Genomic DNA, 6,167 nt, shown 5'->3' with positions numbered 1-6,167 from the left:
TCGTCGCCAGCGGCGCGCCGCCCTCGTTGGTGAGGCGTATATAGTCGGCGCCCATCCAAAGTGTCAACAACGATTTCGGTCTTTTTTGAATTTTTTGCGACGAAAGATTGCGGCGCCGATTTTCGGTAGCCGACTTCCGCGGCGGCATGGGGATAACAAAGCCGAACACCGCCACGGAGCCCTATTGCCGCCGCATTGCGGTTTGACACCAACGCCAACGAAGCTGGCGCAGCACCACTGGCGCGGCGCCTTATAAGAGACTGTAAGAGAGCCACTAAGAGAGAAGTATGACTGGGGATCTCGGCCGAAGCCAGCCGCTTCGTTGACTTCGCCCGCCGTGACAGGCAAATGTCATGGCCACAACAAAAGCGACAAGCCGTCCCGCCCGGGGAAGAAGCAGCCTTTCTGGATGCCAGATACGGAAAATGTCATAGCCGAACTCGGCAACGAGCCGCCGCTGATTGCGGACGGTCGCAGTGGCCCGCCCGACCGGCGCGAGGTTTCGGCGCGCTGGCTGTCGGGCACTTTTCTTACTGGCGTGACGTCGAGCGTGCTGATGGGTGTGGCGCTGTTCGCAGCCCTCGACGGCCGTCAGCAATTGGCGACGCCGCCCGAAATCGCCGAACTGATCAGCCTTGCGAGAGGCGACGATTCCGGCGAGATCGCCAAGACCACCAGGCTGGTGGCGCCGCGCCAGATCGCCAAGGCCAAGGACCGCCGGCGCATGGAAGTGCCGATGGTGACCAAGGTCGGCGACCGCGATGTCATCCACACCATGCCTTTCGTGCAGATCAAGATGGCGCTTGCCGCCGGTCACACGACCAGCCGCGCCTATCCGCCTTTCAATCCGATGCAGGTGTTTGGCGACGACCGCGACGGCAATGCCGGTCAGCCGGCGACCGCCGCCGCAGGCCAGATCTATGGCGCCAAGGTCGAAAGCGAGTTGAGCCTGAAAACGGTCGATTTCCCAATCGAGACGGCAGCGTTCGACGAAAAGAGTGACTTGTCCGCCGACGAGGTGGAAAAGGTGGTGCGCGAGGCCGGCACGGGTCTGAGCGACGGCGCCGTGCAGGTCGCGTCGCTGCATTATGTCGACCCGCAGCGATTCGGCGATGCATTCGCCGAGAGCATGGCCGGCTCCTATGACGTCAGGATCGTTCCGGAAAACGTCTCGGTGTCGCCGCGTGCTGCCCCCGACGATCAAGCGCCGGCCTTCGCCGAGGAGATCATCCCCTTCACCAGGGACCGCAACATCGTCGAGGCTTTCGCCGATTCGGGCTATACCGGCGAGGACGCCACCGGTATGGCCGAGGCGATCGCCAACTTGCTGAATGCGACAGCGCTCAAGGCGGGAACCGTGCTGCGCGTCGGCCTCGAGATCCATGGCGACGCCGCCAAGGTCGTTCGCACCGGCATCTACGACAGGGCCCAGCATATCGTCACCATCGCGCTCGATGATCACGGCCAATATGTGCCGGCGCAGGAGCCGGAGCCCAATCCCGAATTGCTGACCGCGTTCGATGATTCGCCGCCGGTGGTGGTGCGCGGCAATCTGCCGAACGTCTATGACGGCATCTACCGCGCCGCCTACTCCTACGGCATGTCCAAGGCGATGACCAAGCGGCTGATCAAGCTCCTGGCGTCCGGCGTCGATTTCCAGTCGCGGCTCAGTCCGTCGGACCGCATCGAGGTGCTGTTCTCGCAGCCGGATGGCGACGACCGGGCATCCGACGAATCCGAGCTGCTCTACGTCTCGGCGAGCTTCGGCGGCACGACGCGTAATTTCTACCGATTCCAGATGCAGGACGGCAGCACCGACTATTTCGACGAGGACGGCCGCAGCGCCCAGCAATTCCTGCTGCGCAATCCCCTGCCCGCAGGAAAATTCCGCTCCGGCTTCGGTGCCCGCAGGCATCCGATCCTCGGCTATGTGCGCTTGCATACCGGCGTCGATTGGTCAGCCGCCATCGGCACGCCGATCATCGCCGCCGGCAACGGTGTCGTCGAGAAGGCCGGCTGGGCCGGCGGCTATGGCAAACAGATCATCCTCCGTCACGCCAATGGCTACGAGACCTCCTACAATCATCAGAGCGCTTTTGCCAAAGGCATCGCGCCGGGCGTGCGCGTCCGCCAAGGCCAGACCATCGGCTTTCTCGGCCAGACCGGCCTCGCCACCGGTCCGCACCTCCACTACGAGCTGATCGTCAACGGCACCAAGGTCGACCCGATGCGCGTTCGCCTGCCGGTCGGCAAGGTGCTGAAGGGCGACGACCTCGTCGCCTTCAAGCGCGAGCGCGGGCGCATCGACGATCTGCTCAAGCAGGAAGACAATGATTCGCTGAAGGTCGCGAGCGCCAAGATCGAAGGCTGAGCCGAGTTGGGCCTTTGCCGGCTGCTCAGCGCTGCGGAGCCTCGGATCCACGCGGCCATGGCAGTCGCTCGCCGGAAACAGTCGTCCACGCCACGATCGCCGAGAGCAGGCAAAGCAGCGCGGTCACCAAGGCGACTGCTGCGAACGCTGCGTCGCTGGCGGCAAGCCTTGCTGCATCGACATCCGGCGCCGGTTCGCCGAAACCCGGAATGCCGGATGCGGCACCGCTGTTCAGCGCTGCTGCATAGACCCAGGCCGCCAGTGACCCCATCGCCGCCACTGCGATCAGGCCGCCAATGCGCGAGACGGCATTGTTGATTCCCGAGGCAGCACCGGTATCCTTGTCCTCGACCGCCGTCATCACCGCCGTCGACAGCGGCGACACCACCAGCGCCATGCCGAGCCCCATCAGCGCCATCAGCGGAAACACCCCCCACCAGAAACTGTGGATGCCGGCATAGGCCAGCAAGGCAAGCCCGGCAAAGGCGACAGCGACGACGAGACTGCCGCTGGCGATCGGAAAACGCGGACCGATCCGGTCGGACCACTGGCCGACCGGCCCCGACAACAGCGCGATCAAGACCGACAGCGGCAGGAAGATGAAGCCGACCTCGGCGGCGCTCAGCCCCCATCCGGCGATGAGCAGCATCGGCAGATAGAACAGGTTGGCCGACAGTGCGAAATAGAGGAAGAAGGTCGCCACATTGGCGCCGGCGAAGGCGCCGACCCGAAACAGCGAGAGATCGATCATCGGTTCGCGCTGCCGGCGCTCGAAGACAATGAACACGATGAGCAGCACCGCGCCGGCGGCAATGCTCGGGCCGGACATTTGCCCCTCGCCCTCTGCGCTCATCGAAGTCAAGCCGTAGGCAAGCGCTCCGAACGCCAAGGTGGCGAGTGCAGCGCCGCCGAGATCGAGGCTGCGCCTTTCGGTCGGTGCGTCGGCCGGGACCTTGGCGAGCAGAAGATAGATCGAGACAAGACCAAGCGGCAGATTGACCGCGAAGATCACCCGCCAGATGCCGTCGCCGAAGGCCGACAAGACAACGCCGCCCAGCACCGGGCCAAGCGCCGTCGTCAGCGCCGAGGCTGCCGCCCAGATGCCGATCGCCCTGCCGCGCTCCTTCTTCGGATAGGCCCTGGCGATAATGGCGAGGCTGCCTGGCACCATGATGGCAGCACCAATGCCCTGAATGGCGCGAAACGCAATGAGCATTGGTGGATTCGGCGCCACCGCGCAGGCAAGCGAGGCGGCAATGAACAGCGCGATGCCTGCCACGAAAGCATGCCGCAGGCCAAAACGGTCGCCAGCGGCGCCGCCAACAAGGATGAGTGCCGAAAGCGTCAGCGCATAGGCGTTTGAAATCCACTGCGCCTCGGCGAAACTGGCGCCAAGATCGACGCGGATCGCCGGCGTGGCGATGGCCAGGATCGAGCCGTCGATGAAGCCGAGCGCGGAAGCCAGGATCGCCGCGATCAGCACGAACCTGCGTCGCGATTGCGGGCAGAACGTATCGGCCGGCAGCGGCCTGACCAGGGGGACGGCTTCGGCGCCGACTTCGCTTGGAGAACGCATGAAGCCTGCTTAGACCTCCTATGCGCCGGCAACAACCGGCCAGAGGGTTGCTGTCGTTGAAACCAGAACAGGATCACGTCGCCCAAAGAGCCTGCTCCCGGGTTGACCCAGGACTGCGCGATGATTTGGGATTGGGCTCAGTCGATGAATTCCACCGTGACGCCCGGCGAGACGATTTTTGCCAGTTCGCGCGCGTCCCAATTGGTCAGCCGCACGCAGCCATGACTTTCGGTCTTGCCGATCTTGGAGGGGTCGGGTGTGCCGTGAATGCCGTAGGTCGGCTTGTCCAGCGCAATCCAGACCGAGCCGACGGGGCCGTTCGGGCCCGGCGGGATGGTCAGGATCTTGTTGTTTTCGCCCTGCTTGAAATTGATGTTCGGATTGTAGGTGTAGTTCGGGTCGAGAGCGACCCGCGAGACCGCATGCGTGCCGGTGGGTGAAGGCGTGTCCGCCGAGCCGATGGTGGCTGGATAGGCCGCGATCAGCTTTCCCGACGCGTCAAAGGCGCGGGCCTGCTTTTTGCCCTTGTCGGCGATGATGCGTGCCACCGGCGTGGCCACCAGCCTGCCGAAATTGGCGACCTTGATGATCGTGCCGGGACGGTTGAAATTGGCTTCCGGATTGAGCGCCTTCAGATAGTTCTCGTCCATGTGGAACCGCTCAGCCAGCGCTTCGGTGACTGAGGTGTAGCTCAGCCGTTCGAGTTGCGCCTTCTCGCCGTAGTCTTCCGGCACCGATGCGACATAGGGGCCGGCAGCATCCTCGGGCGTGATGCTGTAGGAGGCGAAGGCATCGCCGCCGGATTGCTCAAGCGCCGCCTGGATGCCGACCACATCGGTCGACCGCAGATTGCTGCCGGTGATCTCGTTGTAGGCGGCGAGCGCCTTGTCGACATTCGAGCCGAAGCGCCCGTCGACGACGCCGGGCGAAGCGCCGGCGCGGTCGAGCAGCACTTGCAGCGCCGCGACCTCCTGGCGTGCACCGAGTGAAAGCGACGGATCGACGACAATCTTACCGTCGATCTTTGGCGGCAGTGCCGCCTGGTCGCCCGGCGCCATCGGCTCGACCGGTTCGATCGCAGCCTCGTTGAGCGGCTGGCGCATGACAGTGCGCGGCTTTACCGACTGCGGCGCTTCCGGATAATTGTTGCCATCCAGCGGTGCTTCGGGAAAAGCGTCCACCGGATCGCCGTAGGGATCATATTCTTCGACCGGCGGTACGACGATCAGGCCCTCCTCTTCCAATTGCCTGCGGCGCAAGCGCGCTGTGTCCTCCGGATCGTCGAGATAATAGCGGTCGTCCTCGACCGGTCCGAGATTGCGCAAGCCCTCGCGGCGGAGTGCGCGGCGATCGAACCTGGTCTGCGGCGGCTGGATGGCTAGCACCTTGCCGGTTTCCGTATCGACGATGACGCGGTTTCCTCTGGCGTCGTAGTAGACGTCGAAATCGCCGTTCTGGGCGACCAGCACAGCATGGCTATCCGCGGCGCGGGCAGATCGCGGCGCGATGTCCTCCGTCGGCGCGGCCATTGCACTCGAAGAAAGCAGCCCGGCGGCGAACGCCGAAAGGGTAAAGATCGTGCGGAACATGCTGGCCAAATTCTCCGGTCCGTAATTGCCGCCGCCCGGCGTTGTCTCTTAGAGCGCCGCGCGTCCCTTCGGACGCGCAGGGACGCTCTAACACGTAAAAATCTCCGCATCATGCTTTCCGAAAATCCAATTCGATTTTCGGGCCTTTGCGGCAGGCGAACCCCTTCGCCAGCAAATCAGTTGCCAACCATAAGGTTCCAACATGAACCGGGCATGAAGATGGCGGATTTCTGGCGGGCTGGAGCAAGAACACTAGCTGGCGGCGAATCCCAATTCCTTGCGCGCCTGCTTCGTCAGCTTGAGCACGACAAGGCGGTGGCTTTCGCGCAGATAGTCCTTTAGCGCGTCATCGTCCATGCTTTGGCCTGTCTGGCGCTGGATCCATTTCATGCCGCGTGAGGCAAGATAGGGCGCGGGCCGAAGGCCCGGCTGTTCCTTCAAGATGTCATAAGCGATGTCGGAGCATTTGAAGGTGACGAACGGCTCCTTGCCATCGCTCCAACCGCCGATCGCAAAGACCTTGGCTCCGACTTTCCAGACATGAGCACCGCCCCACTGGACGACATGGGTCGCCGACGGCAGCGAGGCGCAGAAGCTGTTGTAGTCGTCCAACGTCATCTGCGCCCCCGTT

The 6,167-nt window shown here is 63.8% G+C and carries 4 protein-coding genes; 1 reads left to right on the top strand and 3 read right to left on the bottom strand.

Annotated elements, in window-relative coordinates:
* Nucleotides 1–409: 409 nt before the first annotated feature.
* Nucleotides 410–2,371, top strand: coding sequence for a M23 family metallopeptidase (locus AC0L18_RS31360; RefSeq protein WP_473495588.1), 1,962 nt, complete (start codon nucleotides 410–412; stop codon nucleotides 2,369–2,371).
* Between the two features lie 25 nt (nucleotides 2,372–2,396).
* Here the strand turns inward: AC0L18_RS31360 and AC0L18_RS31355 are convergent, their stop codons facing one another.
* From AC0L18_RS31355 to AC0L18_RS31345, 3 genes are all read right to left on the bottom strand, one after another.
* Nucleotides 2,397–3,947, bottom strand: a complete 1,551-nt coding sequence (locus AC0L18_RS31355; protein ID WP_473495587.1) for an MFS transporter — start codon at nucleotides 3,945–3,947, stop codon at nucleotides 2,397–2,399.
* A gap of 137 nt (nucleotides 3,948–4,084) precedes the next feature.
* Nucleotides 4,085–5,536 (bottom strand): L,D-transpeptidase family protein, encoded by a 1,452-nt coding sequence (locus AC0L18_RS31350; RefSeq protein WP_473495586.1) that lies wholly within the window; start codon nucleotides 5,534–5,536, stop codon nucleotides 4,085–4,087.
* 252 nt (nucleotides 5,537–5,788) lie between these two features.
* Entirely contained in the window at nucleotides 5,789–6,154 is a 366-nt protein-coding gene (locus AC0L18_RS31345) for an MmcQ/YjbR family DNA-binding protein (protein ID WP_473495585.1), read from the bottom strand.
* Nucleotides 6,155–6,167 lie beyond the last annotated feature (13 nt).

Source organism: Mesorhizobium sp. WSM4819 (assembly GCF_055811215.1).
The sequence above is the reverse complement of the archived record's forward strand: the minus strand, read 5'-3'. Positions and strand labels throughout refer to the sequence as shown.

Excerpts from the sequence above, each read along its gene's own strand:
- AC0L18_RS31360 (WP_473495588.1), top strand. The coding sequence starts at position 410 with ATGCCAGATACGGAAAATGTCATAGCCGAACTCGGCAACGAGCCGCCG.
- AC0L18_RS31355 (WP_473495587.1), bottom strand. The coding sequence starts at position 3,947 with ATGCGTTCTCCAAGCGAAGTCGGCGCCGAAGCCGTCCCCCTGGTCAGG.
- AC0L18_RS31350 (WP_473495586.1), bottom strand. The coding sequence starts at position 5,536 with ATGTTCCGCACGATCTTTACCCTTTCGGCGTTCGCCGCCGGGCTGCTT.
- AC0L18_RS31345 (WP_473495585.1), bottom strand. The coding sequence starts at position 6,154 with ATGACGTTGGACGACTACAACAGCTTCTGCGCCTCGCTGCCGTCGGCG.